This is a genomic window from Corynebacterium pyruviciproducens ATCC BAA-1742, from assembly GCF_000411375.1.
Classification (GTDB): domain Bacteria; phylum Actinomycetota; class Actinomycetes; order Mycobacteriales; family Mycobacteriaceae; genus Corynebacterium; species Corynebacterium pyruviciproducens.
The window spans coordinates 768,431-786,420 of record NZ_KE150446.1; the positions used below are offsets into that span (position 1 = coordinate 768,431).

14 protein-coding genes are annotated in these 17,990 nt (G+C 60.4%); 8 read left to right on the plus strand and 6 right to left on the minus strand.

Translation table 11 applies throughout. From position 1 onward, the window contains the following. Window positions 1–83 precede the first annotated feature (83 nt). Window positions 84–1,874 (minus strand): aspartate--tRNA ligase, encoded by a 1,791-nt coding sequence (gene aspS / locus HMPREF1219_RS03320; protein ID WP_180805575.1) that lies wholly within the window; start codon window positions 1,872–1,874, stop codon window positions 84–86. Between the two features lie 587 nt (window positions 1,875–2,461). Between aspS and ypfJ the strand changes: the two genes are divergently transcribed. From ypfJ to HMPREF1219_RS03345, 5 genes are all read left to right on the plus strand, one after another. After that, window positions 2,462–3,358, plus strand: coding sequence for a KPN_02809 family neutral zinc metallopeptidase (gene ypfJ / locus HMPREF1219_RS03325; RefSeq protein WP_040426832.1), 897 nt, complete (start codon window positions 2,462–2,464; stop codon window positions 3,356–3,358). 255 nt (window positions 3,359–3,613) lie between these two features. Continuing rightward, window positions 3,614–4,405 carry a CBS domain-containing protein gene (locus tag HMPREF1219_RS03330; RefSeq protein WP_016457607.1) on the plus strand — a complete coding sequence of 264 codons (792 nt, stop codon included), beginning with the start codon at window positions 3,614–3,616 and terminating at the stop codon, window positions 4,403–4,405. 387 nt (window positions 4,406–4,792) lie between these two features. Continuing rightward, window positions 4,793–5,905 (plus strand): LLM class flavin-dependent oxidoreductase, encoded by a 1,113-nt coding sequence (locus HMPREF1219_RS03335; RefSeq protein WP_016457608.1) that lies wholly within the window; start codon window positions 4,793–4,795, stop codon window positions 5,903–5,905. Between the two features lie 4 nt (window positions 5,906–5,909). After that, window positions 5,910–6,560, plus strand: a complete 651-nt coding sequence (locus HMPREF1219_RS03340) for a CE1759 family FMN reductase (protein WP_016457609.1) — start codon at window positions 5,910–5,912, stop codon at window positions 6,558–6,560. A 226-nt stretch (window positions 6,561–6,786) separates the two neighbouring features. Beyond that, the gene (locus HMPREF1219_RS03345; protein WP_016457610.1) at window positions 6,787–8,187 is read left to right on the plus strand and encodes an L-serine ammonia-lyase; all 1,401 of its coding nucleotides are present in this window, start codon (window positions 6,787–6,789) and stop codon (window positions 8,185–8,187) included. Window positions 8,188–8,293: 106 nt separating this feature from the next. Here HMPREF1219_RS03345 and hisS read toward each other — a convergent pair whose 3' ends face one another. Next, window positions 8,294–9,577, minus strand: coding sequence for a histidine--tRNA ligase (gene hisS, locus HMPREF1219_RS03350; RefSeq protein ID WP_245554385.1), 1,284 nt, complete (start codon window positions 9,575–9,577; stop codon window positions 8,294–8,296). 209 nt (window positions 9,578–9,786) lie between these two features. Next, window positions 9,787–10,425, minus strand: a complete 639-nt coding sequence (locus HMPREF1219_RS03355) for an MBL fold metallo-hydrolase (RefSeq protein ID WP_040426836.1) — start codon at window positions 10,423–10,425, stop codon at window positions 9,787–9,789. A gap of 260 nt (window positions 10,426–10,685) precedes the next feature. On the opposite strand from HMPREF1219_RS03355, the gene HMPREF1219_RS03360 reads away from it, so the two are divergent. The 3 genes from HMPREF1219_RS03360 to HMPREF1219_RS03370 all read left to right on the plus strand — a co-directional run bounded on the left by HMPREF1219_RS03360 (window position 10,686) and on the right by HMPREF1219_RS03370 (window position 12,949). Further along, a complete protein-coding gene (locus HMPREF1219_RS03360; RefSeq protein WP_016457613.1) occupies window positions 10,686–11,582 on the plus strand; it encodes a peptidylprolyl isomerase in 897 nt (298 codons plus the stop codon). Window positions 11,583–11,951: 369 nt separating this feature from the next. Then, a complete protein-coding gene (locus HMPREF1219_RS03365; RefSeq protein ID WP_016457614.1) occupies window positions 11,952–12,338 on the plus strand; it encodes a hypothetical protein in 387 nt (128 codons plus the stop codon). A gap of 200 nt (window positions 12,339–12,538) precedes the next feature. Next, on the plus strand, window positions 12,539–12,949 hold the full coding sequence (locus HMPREF1219_RS03370) for a hypothetical protein (protein WP_016457615.1): 411 nt from the start codon (window positions 12,539–12,541) through the stop codon (window positions 12,947–12,949). Between the two features lie 213 nt (window positions 12,950–13,162). On the opposite strand, the gene HMPREF1219_RS03375 is transcribed toward HMPREF1219_RS03370, so the two are convergent. Genes HMPREF1219_RS03375 through HMPREF1219_RS03385 form a run of 3 tightly spaced genes read right to left on the minus strand, consistent with a single transcriptional unit; the run spans window position 13,163 to window position 17,600 of the window. Next, a complete protein-coding gene (locus tag HMPREF1219_RS03375) occupies window positions 13,163–15,457 on the minus strand; it encodes a RelA/SpoT family protein (RefSeq protein WP_016457616.1) in 2,295 nt (764 codons plus the stop codon). 10 nt (window positions 15,458–15,467) lie between these two features. Beyond that, window positions 15,468–16,010 carry an adenine phosphoribosyltransferase gene (locus tag HMPREF1219_RS03380; RefSeq protein ID WP_016457617.1) on the minus strand — a complete coding sequence of 181 codons (543 nt, stop codon included), beginning with the start codon at window positions 16,008–16,010 and terminating at the stop codon, window positions 15,468–15,470. A 3-nt stretch (window positions 16,011–16,013) separates the two neighbouring features. Further along, window positions 16,014–17,600: an ABC transporter substrate-binding protein gene (locus HMPREF1219_RS03385; protein WP_245554386.1), complete on the minus strand. Its 1,587-nt coding sequence runs from the start codon at window positions 17,598–17,600 to the stop codon at window positions 16,014–16,016. Window positions 17,601–17,990 lie beyond the last annotated feature (390 nt).

Consider the following 17,990-nt stretch of genomic DNA (forward strand, 5'->3'; position numbering starts at 1 on the left):
CGGTCATGAGCGTGCCGGGCAAAGAAAAAGCCGGGACCATCGTGGTGGCCCCGGCTAGTGTGACCTCACGGTCACACCGGACGTTACTTTTCTTCCTTCTTCTTCGGCTTGAAGTCGATTCCGGCTTCCTTACGCTGCTCGGGCGTGATGGGAGCAGGCGCATCGGTCAGCGGATCGATTCCGCCACCAGACTTGGGGAAGGCGATGACGTCGCGGATGGACTCGAAACCGCCGAGGAGCGACACGATGCGGTCCCAGCCGAAAGCGATTCCGCCGTGCGGCGGAGCGCCAAAGGCGAAGGCATCGAGCAGGAAGCCGAACTTCTCGCGAGCCTCTTCCTCGGTGATTCCCATCACCTCGAATACTCTTTCTTGCACGTCACGACGGTGGATACGGATCGAACCGCCACCGATCTCGTTACCGTTGCACACGATGTCGTATGCGTAGGCCAGTGCCGAGCCCGGATCCGTATCGAACGTGTCCATGGATTCAGGCTTCGGCGAGGTGAACGCGTGGTGCACGGCGGTCCACTTGGAGTGCCCCAGCGCCACATCGCCGGAGGCGGTGGCATCTGCAGAGGGCTCGAACAGCGGAGCGTCAACGACCCACGTGAAGGCCCAGTCGCCGTCCTTGATAAGGCCGAGTTTCTCAGCGATGGCACCACGAGCGGCACCGAGCAGTGCGCGGGAGCTCTTGGCATCACCGGCGGCAAAGAAGATGCAATCGCCGGGCTTTGCGCCAACATGGTCTGCAATCCCCGCACGCTCTTCGTCCGTGATGTTCTTGGCTACCGGGCCGCTCAAGGTTCCGTCCTCACCGACGAGGATGTAGGCGAGGCCCTTTGCGCCACGCTGCTTGGCCCAATCCTGCCAGGCATCGAGCTGGCGGCGGGGCTGCGAAGCGCCACCGTCCATGACGACGGCACCAACGTACGGGTTCTGGAACACACGGAAGGTGGTGTTCTTGAAGAACTCGGTGCACTCGACAATCTGGATGTCGAAGCGCAGGTCCGGCTTGTCAGAGCCGTACTTCTCCATCGCTTCCTTGTAGGTCATGCGAGGAATCGGTGTCTTAATCTCGTACCCGATGAGCTTCCACAACGCCGTGAGAATCTCCTCGGCCAGAGCGATCACGTCGTCCTGATCAACAAAGCTCATCTCAACGTCGAGCTGGGTGAATTCCGGCTGACGGTCTGCGCGGAAGTCCTCGTCGCGGTAGCACCGTGCGATCTGGTAGTAGCGTTCCATGCCCGCAACCATGAGCAGCTGTTTGAACAGCTGGGGTGACTGCGGCAGCGCGTACCACGTACCCGGCTTGAGTCGGGCGGGCACGAGGAAGTCACGAGCGCCCTCAGGGGTCGAACGCGTCAGGGTCGGTGTCTCGATCTCGGTGAAATCGTGCTTGTCCAGCACCTCGCGGGCGGCGTGGTTCGCCTTTGAGCGCAGGCGCAGCGCGTTGGCCTGGCGCTCGCGGCGCAGATCGAGGTAACGGTACTTGAGGCGGGTCTCCTCGCCTACCTCGCCGGACGACGAGGGATCATCAATCTGGAACGGCAGTGCTGCGGATTCGTTGAGGATCTCCAGCTCACTGACGTTCACCTCAATATCGCCAGAAGACAGGTTCGGGTTGGACGATCCTTCCGGACGCGCCTCCACCACACCGGTTACCTTGATGCAGAATTCGCTGCGAAGGTGGTGGGCCTGTTCTGCTACATCGGACTCGCGAAAGACGACCTGGGCGAGCCCGCTCCTATCACGCAAATCGATGAAGATCACACCACCGTGATCCCTGCGACGGGCTACCCAGCCGGTCAGGGTGACGGTGTCGCCGACATTCTCCTTGCGTAATTCGCCTGCTAGATGAGTGCGAAGCACCTGTCGTGCCTTCCTTTCGTCCATTGTCTTTCTCAGGAGCGGCAAAAACGCTACCTGTAAAAATGCAAGATTTTCATGTGTCGTGTGCCATAGGGCGCACCTTGGAGAGTAGTTTACTCGCCTTGCGTTACTGGAGGACACACAGCTCGACGAGTGCATTCTCGTCCAAGTTGGAATGCGCGTAGCACAACTCCCAGAAGCCCCGAGCAGATCCGTTCAATCATCTTCCCCTTGTTCTCCAAGAGGGGCACTCCCCCTGTTCCGTGGTACCCGCTGAGTGCTTACGTTCCACGGCCGGATCCAAGATGCAGGCAAGCCACATGTCCGGGATCCACGCAATGTGCATTTGAAGGCCGCCACCTGCAATAACTCCTCCCGCATCTACAATCCGTCACCCGCGAAACCCAACTGCGACAAGAATTGTGGCACACGCTCCTCGCGTAAGCCCTTTTCGTAGGACCCCGCGCAGGCTGAGAGCTAACTGGCGCGAGCGGTGCGAGACTTCCTTAGAAGCAGCGATACCCCAAATCGGCGCGAAAGCGCGAGGGGTTCCGGCGCGCGCACGCACGGCATGGAAGAATAGTCCCATGACATTCCGAGAAGGCTTAACGTCCAGTTCCAATCGAGCTTCCCGTGGCAGTGGCGGCGGACGAGGCGGAATGATCGCAGGTGGTGGCATCGGCGGTCTCATTATCGTTCTTGTTGCCCTGTTCTTTGGCATCGACCCGGGGCTGCTCGGTGGCCTCACGGGCGGTGGAACTTCGTACGAGTCTCAGCAGGAGACAGCCCCCTCCACAGACGGTGAGGTGATCTGCAAGACCGCCGAAGATGCGAACACCAACACCGAGTGCCGCCTCGAGTGGACTGCGAAGTCACTCGACCAGGTGTGGGAAACCCAGCTTCCGAAGCAGGCGGGCATTGAGTACCAGGCACCGCAGATGCACCTGTTCAACCAGGTTGTGAACACCGGCTGCGGGCAAGCATCCGCCAACACGGGCCCGTTCTTCTGCCCCGCAGATCACACAGCGTACTTTGATGCCAGCTTCTTTAGCCTTCTTGAGCAGCTCGGTGGCTCGAGCGATCCGTTCGCCCAGGAGTACATCGTCGCCCACGAGTTTGGCCACGCCATTCAGCAGATGGAGGGGACACTCGGGCTCAGCGATTACCAGAACCCAGGTGCTGATTCGAACGCCGTAAAGATCGAGCTGCAGGCCGATTGCTACGGCGGCCTGTGGGCCCACTACGCCGCCCAGGGTGAGAATGCATTCCTCGAGCCGATCACCGATGAGCAGGTCGCGTCGGCTGTGCAGTCCGCCATGGCTGTGGGCGACGATAACATTCAGAAGCGTTCCGGTGGCGAGGTGCGCCCTGACCAGTGGACTCACGGTTCCTCCGAGCAGCGCACACAGTCTTTCCTCACGGGTTACGAAACAGGTTCCATGGCTTCATGTGATTTCCTTGATCGGGGTGTGTACAAGCAGTAACCTGCCGGGCGGCAGCGCCCCTATTTTGCCGCAGCATTTGTGGCTGTGTCGCCGTCACCAATTCGTCTAACTTCTGCGCTACCTTAGCGCCCCGCATGGTCGCCAGGTTCGCGCTTACACTGGTGGCAACGCTCGGGCGGGTCCCGCTGGTTGGTTTCCACGGGCGCCCGCCGGCTGCCTGCCACGGACGCGCGAAGCCTCGCCGCTTTAAAATGCGCCCGAAACACACGTGACGGAAAGGATGGCGGAGACCCTATGAGTACCAAGAATGCGACAGCACCAACCGGGCGGGAGGGAGGGTCCTCCCGGGAAGCCGGTGATGGCCAGTCGCCTGCTCTGCGGTTCCTCACTCTGTTCAATGACATCGAGCAGGAACTTCGCCAGCTACTCGACGCACGACCATCCGACTCTTTTACGTGGATGGTGCGGCTATGCGAGAAGAAGCAACACCTCACTCCCACCCAATCCGATACCCTCCAGGCGGCGGCCAACCTGCGCAATTCGATCACGCACGGCACCTACCGCGATGGCCATCCCGTCGCTGATCCGCGGGAAAACATCATTGACGATCTCGCCACCATCCGGAGCTTCCTCGTCGATCCGCCCCTGGCCATGTCGGTTCTTCCCCAGCGCGAGGTTGTCACTTTCGCCCCGGAGGACTCGGTGCGCGATGTTTTAGCCACCCTCCATTCCACGCGATTTTCCCAATTCCCGGTGTATCAGGGCAAAGACTTCGTGGGCATCCTCACGGCAAATTCCATTGCAAAGTGGCTGGCAGAGGACATCCTTGACGACGGCAAACTCACAACCATCACCGTCGAGGATGTGTTGGGCAGGGCACGCGACTCGCAACGAGTGGAGTTCCTCCCGCGCACGGCAACGTCGTTCGAGGTGGCAGAAACCCTCATGCGGGTAAAGAAGGGACAGCGGGCGCCCCGCATTGTCCTTATTACCGAGAAGGGCAAGCGCAGCCAAAAGCCGCTGCGAGTAGTCTCCGAGGCAGACATCGCCCCGCTGTTGGAGTCTCTCGATATGTTCACCTCGTAGCCACGCTCTCGCCGCCGTAGGCCCCTTCGGCCCACTGTTCCTGCACGGGCAGTACTAGAAGCACAGGACGCTAAAGGGGGGCCAAACCTTTGAGATACACGGCGCACACACCAGCCCTCTACACTGTCCTCCGCCCGATTCATTTTGCGTTCACCTGCACCGACGGACGGGGCGGAATAACTTTTCGCAGCACGTGTTGCAGCTAGTGACAGAGTAAGGCTGAGCTTACTTTTTCTCCTCGCTGGGTAGGAAGGCCGATGGCGGGCGATCCGCTCACGCGCGTGCGTGGTGGTGTCCCACGGCCTGCTGGCGAGGACCAAGGTTTAAGGCTCCGCTTTTCCACGCACACTCCCGCGTGGCACCCCGCAAAAACGCAGAAAGGACACCATGCAGTTCGGCATCTTCACTATCGGTGATGTGACGCAGGACCCAACAACGGGGTGTACTCCCACGGAGGGTGAACGCATAGATGCGATGACACAGATCGCGCTCAAGGCCGAGGAGGTGGGGCTCGATGTGTTCGCCACAGGTGAGCACCACAACCCGCCCTTCGTCCCCTCGTCGCCCACCACGCATCTCGCCTACATCGCGGCGCAGACGAAAAACCTCATCCTGTCCACCTCCACCACTCTTATCACCACCAATGATCCGGTGAAGATCGCCGAGGATTACGCGTTCCTCCAGCACCTTTCCGGCGGGCGCGTAGATCTCATGATGGGACGTGGCAACACGGGTCCCGTCTACCCCTGGTTTGGCAAAGACATCCGCAAGGGAATCCCCCTAGCCGTGGAGAATTACCACTTGCTGCGCAGGCTATGGCGGGAAGACGTCGTCAATTGGCGAGGCGAATTCCGCACGCCGCTCAACCGCTTTACCTCTACGCCCCGTCCCTTGGACGGTGTCCCGCCGTTCGTGTGGCACGGTTCCATCCGCTCCACCGAGATTGCCGAGCAGGCTGCCTTTTACGGCGACGGCTTCTTCCACAACAACATTTTCTGGAACAAGGAGCACACCGCCCGGATGGTGCAGATCTACCGGGATCGCTACGAGTACCACGGGCACGGGCGGGCAGACCAGGCCATCGTTGGCTTGGGAGGCCAGGTGTTCATCGCGGATACGGAAAAGGAGGCCAAGGATTTCTTCCGCCCGTACTTTGATAACGCGCCGGTGTACGGTCACGGGCCGACGCTGGAGGAATTCACCGAGCTGACTCCCCTCACAGTGGGAACCGCCGAGCAGGTGATCGAGCGGACGTTGCAGTTTGCCGATTGGGTGGGCGATTACCAGCGCCAGCTGTTCCTCATCGATCACGCGGGCCTTCCCCTCGAGGTGGTTCTAGACCAGATTGAGCGGTTGGGGCGCGATGTGGTGCCGGTGCTGCGCGAGAAGTTCGAGGAGCGCCGCCCGGACCATGTCCCCAGCGACCCGCCGACCCATGCGTACCTCGCGGCCCACCGCGATTCCCCGCACTTTGACGTTCTCCCCGGAAAGGATCTGTAAAACCATGCGTTCCATCGTCGTCATCTCCGGTGGCGTCAGCGAGCCGTCCACCACAACAGCGATCGCCCAGCAGTTGGCCACGGCGGTCAGATCCGCGGTGGGGGCGAGGGGCGAGCAGGCCACCATCACCACGATTGAGCTGCGGGGGCTAGCCATCGACCTGGCCAAGGCGCTCATCTCGCGGACGTTGTCGCCGGAGCTCACCTCCGCCTATGAGGCGGTGGCCAACGCGGACGGGGTGATCGCGGTTTCCCCCACGTTTTCCGCCAGCTACTCCAGCTTGTTCAAGATGTTCTTCGATGTGATGGACAAGGACCTGCTCACGGATAAGCCGGTCCTTCTGGCCGCCACAGCGGGCACCCCGCGCCACTCGCTTATGCTCGAGCACGCGATGCGGCCCCTGTTTTCCTTCTTCCGCGCGCGCATCGTGCCCACGGCCGTGTTCGTCGCCACCGAGGACTTCTCCGCCGACGATTCCGAGGCCTTGGAGCAGCGGATGGCGCGCGCCGCGGGCCAGCTTGCGCGCGAGGTTGTCTCGGAACGGGACCACGCCGGTGGTTTGGGAGGTCCACTTTCCGACGGTCCGTCCTCGCCCCTGCCTCAGTCCTCACCGAATAGCTTTTCCTCACTGTTGCGTCGTCATTCCGGCGACTAGGAAGCCGGATGCTCCGCCCCCTTGTGCTGCCCACGTGGGGACCTCAGCGCTCGCATAAAAGCGCATAAAATCGTGTGATAATTGTCTCGGTGGAACGAGAATTGATGCTGGCCATAGCTAGTATTAGGGTTATTCTATATCGTTTCCCATGATCGCTATTCAAAGCACTGCATAAACGGGATTGTGGTTTAGCGTATGGGGCTCATCTTCCATTACAGTGAGAACCATGACAATCAGTGCTGTTGACATTTTTAGCATCGGCATCGGCCCCTCGTCCTCGCACACGGTGGGACCGATGAGAGCCGCGAAGCGCTTTGCCGAACAGTTTCACCCCACGAACGTGAAAATCGAGTTGCGCGGATCGCTGTCTTCCACCGGCCACGGCCACGGCACGGACCGCGCCAGCGTTCTCGGACTCGCCGGCTATGAACCGGTCACTGTTCCTCTCGATATCGACCCCAAACCCGGGGCAGCCGTTCCCGAGCACGGCTCGATCACGAGCATTGACGGCACCGAAATCTCTTTCCACATCGTCTTTAACGATGTCGCACTCCCCCAGCACCCCAACGGGATGATCTTCACCGTGCTGGACAAAAGCGACAACCCCACCGACGAGACGGAGACTTACTTCTCCGTCGGCGGCGGGTTCATCCAGTCCGAGGCGGAGCTCAGGGCAGCTCAGGAGGCCCCGGGCGAGACATCGGCAGGTGTTGCCACCCAGGATAAAGAGGCGGACGTGCCGTGGCCGTTTAGTAATGGCGCGGAGATGCTCGACCGGTGCGAGCGTTCGGGGCTCTCTATCCCCGAGGTCATGATGGAAAACGAGGTCACACTCCACGGCTCGGAGGAGTTCGTGAACAAGCACCTCGATCTCGTGTGGGACACCATGGTCGAGTGCGTGGAGAAGGGGATGCGCGGACGCGGCATCCTACCCGGTGGCCTGGGAGTGCAGAGGCGCTGCTACGCGTTGCACCAAAAGCTCCTGCGCCACGAAAACGCCGAGCGTGCCGGTCAGCTCACCGCCATGGAGTGGGTCAACCTGTACGCCATGGCCGTCAACGAGGAAAACGCGGCCGGTGGGCGCGTTGTCACCGCCCCCACCAACGGAGCTGCTGGTGTCATCCCCGCGGTCATGTACTACGCCAAGACGTACCTTCCTAGCTTCGACCGCGAGGCTGCCCGCCGCTTCCTCCTCACCGCCGCGGCGATCGGCATCGTCATCAAGACCAACGCCTCCATCTCCGGCGCCGAGGTCGGCTGCCAGGGCGAGGTTGGTTCGGCGTGCGCCATGGCTGCGGCGGGCCTTGCCGAGCTTTTTGACTCCACGCCCGCACAGGTGGAAAACGCGGCGGAGATCGCACTCGAGCACAACCTGGGGCTAACGTGTGACCCGGTAGGTGGGCTCGTCCAGATCCCCTGCATTGAGCGCAACGCCATCGGCGCGGTGAAGTCCATCAACGCGGCTCGCCTGGCGCGCATGGGCACCGGCAGCCACCATGTCTCACTCGACGACGCCGTGGTGACCATGAAGGAGACAGGCCTGGACATGATGAGTAAGTACAAGGAGACCTCCAAGGGTGGCCTCGCCGTGAACATTGGCCTCCCCGTCACGATCACAGAGTGCTAACCCGCACCTTCTTCCCATGAACAAATAAGAAAACCGGACCATCCTCGTGGTCCGGTTTTTTGTGGCCTGCCTCTTACCCAGGCGTTCCTCTTACCCAGGCCTGCCACTAAGGCAGGCCTGCGTCATACGCAAGCCTGTCTGCCAGGTACTTCTTTGCGGAATCGAGCGCCACGGCCTCTTGGTCGTGGGTTTCCATGTCGCGCACCACAACCGTGCCGTCTGCCAGCTCCTGTTCGCCGAGCACGAGGGCGTACCTCGCGCCGGAACGGGCGGCACCCTTCATGGCACCCTTGAGTCCACGGTCGCCGTAGCTCATATCCGTGCTGACGCCATCCTGGCGCAGTTCATTGACGAGGAGAGCCAGAGCACGCTTCGCATCGGCCCCCAGTGGGACGCCATACACGTCGACACGATTCGCGCTGCCGGCCTTCACACCCTCGGATTCCAAAGCCAGGAGGGTGCGGTCGACACCGAGACCGAAGCCGATGCCGGAGAGCTCCTGTCCCCCGAGCTGCGCCATGAGGCCGTCATAACGCCCACCACCACCGACGCCGGACTGAGCACCAAGGCCTTCGTGCACAAACTCGAAGCACGTCTTGGTGTAGTAATCCAGGCCACGGACCAACCGCGGGTTGAGTGTGTAGGCCACCCCGAAGTCGTCGAGAAGCCCAGTCACCGTCTCGAAGTGTTCGCGGGAGGTAGCGGAGAGGTGATCAATGAGGAGCGGCGCGTCTACGAGCATTTCCTGCACCTCGGGGCGCTTATCGTCGAGTACGCGCAGCGGGTTGATATCGACGCGGTGCTGTGTTTCCTCATCCAATGGGAGCTTGCGGAGGAACTCCTGCAGCTTGTCCCGGTAGGCCGGGCGGCACTCGGAATCCCCCAGGCTGGAGATATCAAGCCTGTAGCCAGTCAAGCCCACAGACTTGTAACAGCGATCCGCCAGGGCGATGACCTCGGCATCCAGGGCCGGATCATCCACGCCAATGGCCTCCACACCCACCTGCTGAAGCTGGCGGTAGCGGCCGGCCTGGGGGCGCTCGTAACGGAAGAATGGGCCCGAGTACACGAGCTTGACCGGCAGCTGCCCACGGTCAAGGTTGTGCTCGATGACGGCACGCATGACGCCGGCGGTCCCCTCCGGGCGCAGGGTGACGGAGCGATCGCCACGGTCGGCGAAAGTGTACATCTCCTTGGTAACAACGTCGGTGGACTCGCCTACCCCGCGTGCAAAGAGGTGCGTATCCTCAAAGATCGGCAGCTCAATGTGCTCGAATCCGGCACGATGTGCTTGCTGGGTAAACGTCTCGCGTACCGCGAGGAACTCGCGGGACTGCGGAGGAACATAATCGGGGACACCTTTAGGGGCAGAAAATGAAACGTCAGTCACACATGGCATCTTACTCGACCCGCCATTTTCCGCCGCCACCGCCCGAAACGGGCGGGCAACCACGCCACGCCTCCCCGTCCTCCGGCGCGTTCATACAGCCGACCTACCGGTAACTCAACCAACCCCACGGGGAAACGACGACCGGTGCGAGCGGCAACGCTGTATAGCGTCCGGGTAAAGCAAAGCCGACGAAGAAGCGACCTAGCGTTTTAGACCAGGTACGGGTTGGAGGAAAGCTCCGCCGCCACCGTTGTGCCTGGGCCGTGGCCCGGGAAGCACGTGTAATCCTCCGGCAACGTCTTCACCTCCTGGCGCAGCGACTCCCGCATCGCGGCCGGTGAGCTGCCCGGCAAATCGACGCGCCCGATGGAACCACGGAACAGCACGTCCCCGGTGAATACCGATTTCACCTCGTCGCTGACGAGAATGACGCAACCCGGCGAGTGCCCCGGGCAGTGACGCACCTCGAATTGGTGGCCGGCGATGGTGGCACCGGTTTCCGGTGTGAGCTCGCGCAGGTCATCCACCTTTTCCATGTCCTCGGCGTGGTACGCGCGTGCCGCCTCGGGGGACACACCCGCACCCGGATCGTCGAGCATGAACCAATCGTCGGGATGCAAGAAGACAGGAACGTGTGCCGGGTTAGCAAGAGCAGCGGCGTCGCGCACGTGATCAATGTGCCCGTGGGTGAGCACGACGGAGTCCAAGGTCAAACCGTTTTCCGTAAAGAACTGTTGGAGGACATCTTTGGCACCCATGCCCGGATCAATTACCGTGACACGGCCATCATCAATGACAGCGTACGTGTTCGCTTGGAAAGGGCCAGTAACTGCAATCTTGCATTCCATGCCAGTGAGCCTACCAACCACTGCCCTGGTAATACGAGCTAAACAGCGCTTGAGCGCTGCCGAGCCCGTGGAACGCAGTAGTGAGACACTCGAACCGGTAAGGCTCCCCGCGGTCCGTTTTCCCACAAGTGGGCTCCTGACGCAGACCACGCATACGTTGCCGTGGTGCGGGACCGGCCACCAAGGCAGACTAGGATAAAATGCACACGAACTGTCATTTGATGACGCTAATTTGAGATTTTTCCAACAGGGAGTTTTGAGTGACTAATTCCGACTCGCACACGAACAGGGAGATCCGCGAGGAATCTCTGGAAAAGCTGCGCAAAGACCTGGCCACGCGGGAACGTAAGCAAAAGCGTGGCCCGCTGGGCACCGTGCTTGCGTCTGCACTGGTCATCGTCCTCGTCGTGGCAGGCATTTACTTCTTTGCCTCTCGCGACAACGGCGAGAAGATCGAGGCCGAGGATTCCACGACCACGGTGAACTCCACCTCGATGACCACCACAACCGAAAGCCCCGACGAGAACCAGGTCACGGCCCCCGCGTTGGCTCTCGCCCGGTCGGAAGCCCTGCCGGAGACGGTTACCTGCTCCTACCCGGAGGACGGAAAGGCCGCCAAGGAGGTTTCCGCCCCCGATACCGAGAATATCCCCGCAACGGGCACGGTCAACGTGACTTTGAAGACGAACCAGGGCGATATTCCGATGACCTTGGACCGCTCCGTCAGCCCCTGCACCGTCAACGCCATCACGCACCTTGCCTCCAACGGCTACTACAACGATACGGTGTGCCACCGCATCACCACTCAGGGCATCTACGTGCTGCAGTGTGGCGATCCCACGGGCAACGGTGCCGGCGGCCCGGGCTTCAGCTTTGCCAACGAGTACCCCACCGATGAGGCTGAGGATACGAACTCTCCTGTGAACTACCAGCGTGGCACCATCGCCATGGCTAACGCTGGCGCGGACACCAACGGTTCGCAGTTCTTCCTCAACTACAAGGATTCCCCGCTGCCCCCGAACTACACCTACTTTGGCACGATCTCCGATGAGGGTCTCACCACCATCGATGCCATCGCCGCTAAGGGCACCAAGACCGGTGGCTCCGACGGCGCCCCGGCTGACGAGGTTCGCATCGAGTCCGCTGAGGTCGAGTAACTAGGCCTCCCGGTACCGCAATACCGCCCACGCCCCGTTCCCATTCATCATGGGTGCGGGGCTTCTTCTAACCACGACGGCGCTCCCCGGCACCCTGTACTCGCCAAACACCGTACTTGCCAACACTCGTTGAACCGGCAGATTCTCTCACACATTTACCGGTACTTCCGGGCGCAGCGACCATATTTTCCCACGTCTTTTGACCAGGTTGACTATCCCATTCATTGTGGCACTGTTCCATCGCAGGTTTATCCACTATACTTTCCCCAAGACGATTTTCCGGGAATCCCCCAGCAAATCTGGCCTGGCTTTCAACCAAGCCACAAAATTCAAGAACATACCTCTTTGTTTCCAGGTAAGGATTTAACTATGCGTAAGACACTTCTGGCCGTTGCCACCGCCTCGGTTCTCGCCACTGGGCTCGCCGTTCCCGCTTCTGCGACCAATTGGGAGGAAACCCCCCGCCCGGTGACCCTCGGTTCTTCCGATGAGCCCTTCCAATACACGTTCGGCTGGAACGAGGAGAAGCCATGGAACCTCGATGCCACCACCGTTGTTGATCCGAGTGACAAGCTCGTGTGCGACAGCCAGAACCCCGCTGTCAACGACTTCATGTTCACCTCCCACAACGGGCGTTGCGAGTACAAGACCCCGCTCCAGGTGATCAAGGACATCACCGCCTACATCACGACCATCTCTGGGGCTATCTCGGCAGTCCTCGGCATCATGAACACTGCAACCAACTTTGTGAAGTAGCTTTCCAAAGTATTCAAGCAACTAATTCTAAGGACACACCTCACGGTGTGTCCTTTTTTCATTCTGCCGTTCCGTGGCATGCTGTTACGTAGCTTCACAAGTGGTTACGAAATGATTAAATTTCCCAAATTTCCACTGTTATTTTTCCAATTCAGTGTGTAAACCTTGAAAATGGCCTGCTTTCCGTTTATCATCACGGTATGCGTAAATCCATTCTCGCCGTAGCCACCGCTGCCACTGTAGCTTTTGCATCTGTATCTCCTGCCATCGCCGATGAGCGCCCCGAAAACATCACAGATGTCAAGGACATGACTTTCGAGCGCGTCTACACCGATGGCGAAGGTTCCTCGCAGGAAACCTTCTACTACTTCATCAAGAAGGATAAGGACAACCACCGTGTCGACACCACTGTGAAGGACAAAGACAACAACATCGTTTGTGACACCGTCACTCAGAAGGCCGACTTCATGTGGAACGCAGGAACAACGAACTGCAACCGCAAGAAAGCTATTGATGTAATCAAGGACATCTCCGCCTACATCGCCGCTATCTCCGCAGCTATCGGCGCGCTGTTCGCGATCTACACCACCGCTCAGAAGTTCATTAAGTAATCTTCTCCAGTAACTAGATACGTTTGCAGGCACCCGCTTTGTGGGTGCCTTTTAGTTTTTTTGGTGCGGCCTTTAGCGGCGGATTTGCCACACGGCGAATTCATCAGGAAGTAGCGCCTAACTCATGGCGAGAGTGCATACGCATGGGCACAGAGACAGTTCTCGGGCGGGATGCTCTATCCGCTGACTGCGGATCGCGTGGCTTATTCGGCTTTATCCCCCGGAGGTGAGCCGGTAGACGTCGTAGACGCCCTCAACGTTGCGGAGCTGCGATGTGAGGGCACCCAGCTGCTTTGTGTCCGATACCTGGAAAGAGAACCGGCAGAACGCCACGTTATCGTCGCTGGAGTGTGACGAGGTAGCAAGCAGAGACACCTTCTGCTCACTGACCACCTTCATGAGATCGAAGAGAAGGTTGTCTCGATCCAAGGCCTCCACCTGAAGCGTGGCGGAGAAGATACCCTGGCTTTCGCGGGCCCACGACACGTTGATCAGTCTCGATGGCTCCTTGTGCAGCTGCTCCGCGTTCGTGCAATCCACGCGGTGAACTGACACCCCGCTCCCACGAGTGATGAAGCCAAAGATGGCATCGCCTGGAACCGGCATACAGCACCGGGCAAGCTTCGCCGCGATATCAGGGTCACCCTCGACGAGGATCCCCGCTTCGTTGCCCTTGTGCCCCTTCTTATTCGGCTGGATCCGTGGAGCCGCAGCGATAAGCTCCTCTGCAAGCGCCTCAGCGTCCTTTTCCGGGTCGGGGATCTCCTCATCACCGAACAGGGCGATAAGGCGCTTGGACACGTGCTCCACAGTCTCTGTGCCCGAACCAATGGCTGCGAACATTGCCTGAGAATCTTGGTAGTGCAGTTCATCGGCCACAACCTTGACGGTCTTCTCCGTGAACACCTTGGAGAGCGGGAACCCGGAGCGTTGCATCGCAGTGGTGAGCTCACTCTTGCCAGTCTCCTGGGCCTCCTGGCGCCGCTCACGGGCAAACCACTGGCGAATCTTCGCCTTTGCGCGCGGAGAGGCGACAAAAGACTCCCAGTCCTTCGACGGTCCGGCATCCGGATCCTTGGAGGTGAACACCTCTACACGGTCGCCGTTGTTGAGCGTGGTCTCCAGGGCAACCAACCGGCCATTGACCTTCGCGCCGATCGTTCGGTGCCCCACCTCGGTGTGCACCTGGTAAGCAAAGTCCACCGGTGTGGAACCCGCCGGCAGGTTGATAACATCCGACTTTGGCGTGAACACGAAGATTTGCTTCGAGCTCAAGTCGCGCCGCAGCGTGTCTAGGAACTCGTTGGGGTCACTCGCCTCTTTCTGCCAGTCGAGCAGCTGACGCATCCACGCCATCTGGTCGACCTCAGCTTGGCCGCCGGTGTGCTTGCCCTTGGTCTCCTTGTAGCGCCAGTGGGCCGCCACGCCGTACTCCGCCTGGTAGTGCATCTCATGAGTACGAACCTGCACCTCCAGTGGCTTGCCGTTGGGGCCGAGAAGCGTGGTGTGGAGTGACTCGTACACCCCGTAGCGCGGGTTGGAGATGTAATCCTTGAAGCGGCCTGGCAGAGCCGGGTATAGCGAGTGCATGACGCCGATGGCCTCGTAACACAACGCCTTGGTATCAACGAGGATACGGATGCCAACGAGGTCGAACAACTCGTTGAAATCGTGCCCGCGGTCGGTCATCTTTTTATAGATTGACCAGTAGTGCTTCGGGCGACCGACCACCTCGGCGATGATGTGGTTGGCCTTGAGCTCCTTTTTGACGGCCGCAATGATTTCCTTGAGCTGCCGGTCGCGGGCGGGAGCACGCTCGGCAACGAGACGCACGATCTCGTCGTACTTCTTGGGGTACAAGATGGCGAAGGAGAGATCCTCCAACTCCCACTTGACGCTCGCCAAACCGAGGCGGTGTGCAAGTGGCGCGATGACTTCGAGCGTCTGCCGGGCCTTCTTGGCCTGCTTCTCCGGCGGCAAGAACCGCATTGTACGCATGTTGTGAAGACGGTCAGACACTTTAATCACCAGGACGCGTGGGTCCTCGGCCATCGCCACGACCATTTTCCGGATCGTCTCAGCCTCAGCTGCGGCACCGAGGGCGACCTTATCGATCTTGGTTACACCGTCGACAAGCTTGGCAACCTCTTCCCCAAAATCTCGGGTGAGATCTGCAAGGGTGTAATCCGTGTCCTCGACGGTATCGTGCAACAGGGACGCGACAACCGTGGTGGTGTCCATACCCATCTCCGCCGAAATGGTCGCAACCGCTAGCGGATGGGTGATGTACGGATCCCCCGACTTGCGCAGTACCCCCTCGTGGAGGCGCTCCGCGGTGTGGTAGGCGCGCTCGATGGTCTCGGCATCCGCCTTGGGGTAAAACTTGCGGTGAATGGACAACAGCGGCTCAATTGCGGGGTCGACACGCGACCACCCTCCAGTAAGGCTCTTAGCCAGCCGGGCCGACATGCTCCGGCGCGGCCGCTGTTTATTCGTATCACCCGCCATTTATTAAAATCTACTCGCCATCATGGGAAAGTACCAGCAGCGGAGCATCACCCAGCTTTTCGCGACCACCGAGGCCATCGACCTCCAGGATCACCACATAACCGACGACTTCCCCACCGCCCCGGCGAATGAGGTCCGTTGCCGCCGTCAGCGTTCCACCGGTAGCGAGGACATCGTCGATAAGCACAACCCTCTTGCCCTTGATGTCGATGCCCTCCGCGGGAATCTCCAGCGCAGCGGTGCCATACTCGAGCGTGTACTCCTCCGTGATGACAGGCGGAGGCAGTTTCCCCTTCTTGCGCACCGCGAGGCAACCCTGCCCAAGGCTGTACGCAACGGCGGAGCCGACGAGGAATCCGCGCGCATCAAGACCCGCGACGACCTCCCCATCGAGCTGCTTGCAGAACTGTGCCAGCTCATCGATGACGAGACGGAAAGCGTCCGCGTCGGCGAACACGGGGGTAAGGTCCTCGAACACAACGCCCTCAGCCGGGAAACCCGGAACATGCCGTGTCAGTGCGTCCAAAGCCTCGCGTGCGGTAGTAAAAGTCATGATTTATTTCGCTCCTTTAGACCAGCGGTCCATATTCCAGCCGATCCCGGAACGAGTCGTTCCGATCGCCACGTTCTCAACTGCATTGTCAATGATAAACACCCGCGGCTGCGACGCCAGCGGAATGGTCGGTACTTCTTGCCACAGCATCTCCTCCGCGTGTCGTAGCTCCTCCTGCTCCTCCGTCGAGGCTGCCACATTACCGTACTCAAACCCAGGTTCCACGGCTATAAGCAAGGCATCTGCCTGGGGTGGGACAACGGATGCGGACGCGGTGGCATAGTTGCTGGCCGCATACGTGGTCGCCTGCGGCTGGGGTTGCGAATCCGGAGCCACAAGGCCTGCGTTTTCTGGGAAGGCAGCACTGGCATCACCAATGATCGGGGGCTCGATCGTGGCGGTGGCCGGATCGAAGTCGGCCGACACATCCTCGATTGTGATACCAGCTGGCTCGCAGGATTTCTGCATCGCCTGGATCATGGCGGCAAACCTGGGGTTAGGCCCGACGTACGCCACGCGGATCGTCTTTCCCCGCAGCCGTTCTGCCGCAGGAATATCGACGCCGAGGTGTGCCGCGCCGATATCCTGCGTGGCGATGGCCGTAGGGGTATCCGCCGGAGAAAGCCGCGTGCCCAGTGGGCTCACCGTCACGCCCGAGACCGTGGCGGACTCCTGTGCCACCTGTGCCTGGTCAATACACGCGGCGAGCGCCTGCCGGTCTTCCGGAGCCGCCAGTTGCCCGGACTTTTGCAAGATGAGTTCGTCCACTAACTTGCCGCTAGTTGTTTCGACCCGGTACGTGGACTTCTTTTCCGTCCACGCCGCATCGCTGACGGCCGGAACATCAGCGATGCCCACGGCACCACCGTCCTCGTGGAAGCTGCCTGCCGTCGAACTCTGCGGGCGAATGACCAGCGGGGAAATCGCCGGGGCATCGCCGTTGTACAGCTCGTTGGCGACAAGCACCAGGCCACCACCCTCGGTGATGCGCTCCACCTTGTACGGGCCGAAGCTGACCTGCGCCGCAGGATCGAAACGATCCAGCCGGAACGCCTCCGACCAGGTCTCACCGATTTGCCGCATCTGCTCGACATCGCCGCTTTGGATGCGACCAAAAAGATCTTGCTCTGTAATCCCCAACTTGGAGGCCACCACGTGGGCGGGCATCACCGTGCCAGAGCGGAACAGGTGACGCCACCTGTAGCCCTGCCCCTCATGGAACACAACAGTGAACTCTTTGGCACCCGGGTTGCACTTGACTTCCTCAATCTGCTGCACGAGCGGCACATGAGAGTTAAACACCTCGGGGAATTTCCCCGCCTGCACGGCGAGGGTGAAGTCGGTGCACGTCAAAGGTGCCCCATCCGAAAATGTTGCGTTATCCGCGATGGTGTAGACAACCTGACGTTTTGCCCCCGGCAGAAGCTGTGCCGTGGCAACATCGCGATTGGGGATCATCTGCCCGGCGGGGCCGTGCACAAAAACTCCGGGGTACAGGCGCGGGCTGATAAGCGAAGAATCAGTGAGGAATCCGAGGTAGCTGGCGGAGTTGCTGGTGGCAATCTGCTCCGGGACGAAATAGGAGAACAAAGCCTGATCGCTTCGCTGTCCCCCATCCGAAGAGCATGACCCGAGAAGCATCGCAGAACACACCACCGCTGTCACGGCTTTGAGTATCCGACGCATCTTCACTTCAGTTCCTCCTCCGGTAGCCGAGCTGTCTTGCGACCCTATGCTCCGCCTACAGTGCCTGCACAATGGTGCCTTAAGCGACGTTCGCGTACTTCTTCATTCTAGGTTGTTAACCACGCTGCTGCTAAACGGCCTGCGGGGATCCGCACATCGGGCCCGTCCGGTGCCATGTATGCCCGAGCCTCGCCGGCGCTTTCGAGCGACTGCATGGCGGCATTCGGTCTGCCTTGTCTCGGAGTGTCTGGTGGGACACCCCTGGGTCGGTACGCCTGGATGCGGAGACAAAGG

Bases quoted from the DNA above. Each gene is read 5' to 3' on its own strand.
- HMPREF1219_RS03375 (WP_016457616.1), bottom strand. From the start codon at position 15,457: ATGGCGGGTGATACGAATAAACAGCGGCCGCGCCGGAGCATGTCGGCC.
- HMPREF1219_RS03370 (WP_016457615.1), top strand. From the start codon at position 12,539: ATGCGTAAATCCATTCTCGCCGTAGCCACCGCTGCCACTGTAGCTTTT.
- HMPREF1219_RS03380 (WP_016457617.1), bottom strand. From the start codon at position 16,010: ATGACTTTTACTACCGCACGCGAGGCTTTGGACGCACTGACACGGCAT.
- HMPREF1219_RS03365 (WP_016457614.1), top strand. From the start codon at position 11,952: ATGCGTAAGACACTTCTGGCCGTTGCCACCGCCTCGGTTCTCGCCACT.
- ypfJ (WP_040426832.1), top strand. From the start codon at position 2,462: ATGACATTCCGAGAAGGCTTAACGTCCAGTTCCAATCGAGCTTCCCGT.
- HMPREF1219_RS03345 (WP_016457610.1), top strand. From the start codon at position 6,787: ATGACAATCAGTGCTGTTGACATTTTTAGCATCGGCATCGGCCCCTCG.
- HMPREF1219_RS03330 (WP_016457607.1), top strand. From the start codon at position 3,614: ATGAGTACCAAGAATGCGACAGCACCAACCGGGCGGGAGGGAGGGTCC.
- HMPREF1219_RS03335 (WP_016457608.1), top strand. From the start codon at position 4,793: ATGCAGTTCGGCATCTTCACTATCGGTGATGTGACGCAGGACCCAACA.
- HMPREF1219_RS03340 (WP_016457609.1), top strand. From the start codon at position 5,910: ATGCGTTCCATCGTCGTCATCTCCGGTGGCGTCAGCGAGCCGTCCACC.
- HMPREF1219_RS03355 (WP_040426836.1), bottom strand. From the start codon at position 10,425: ATGGAATGCAAGATTGCAGTTACTGGCCCTTTCCAAGCGAACACGTAC.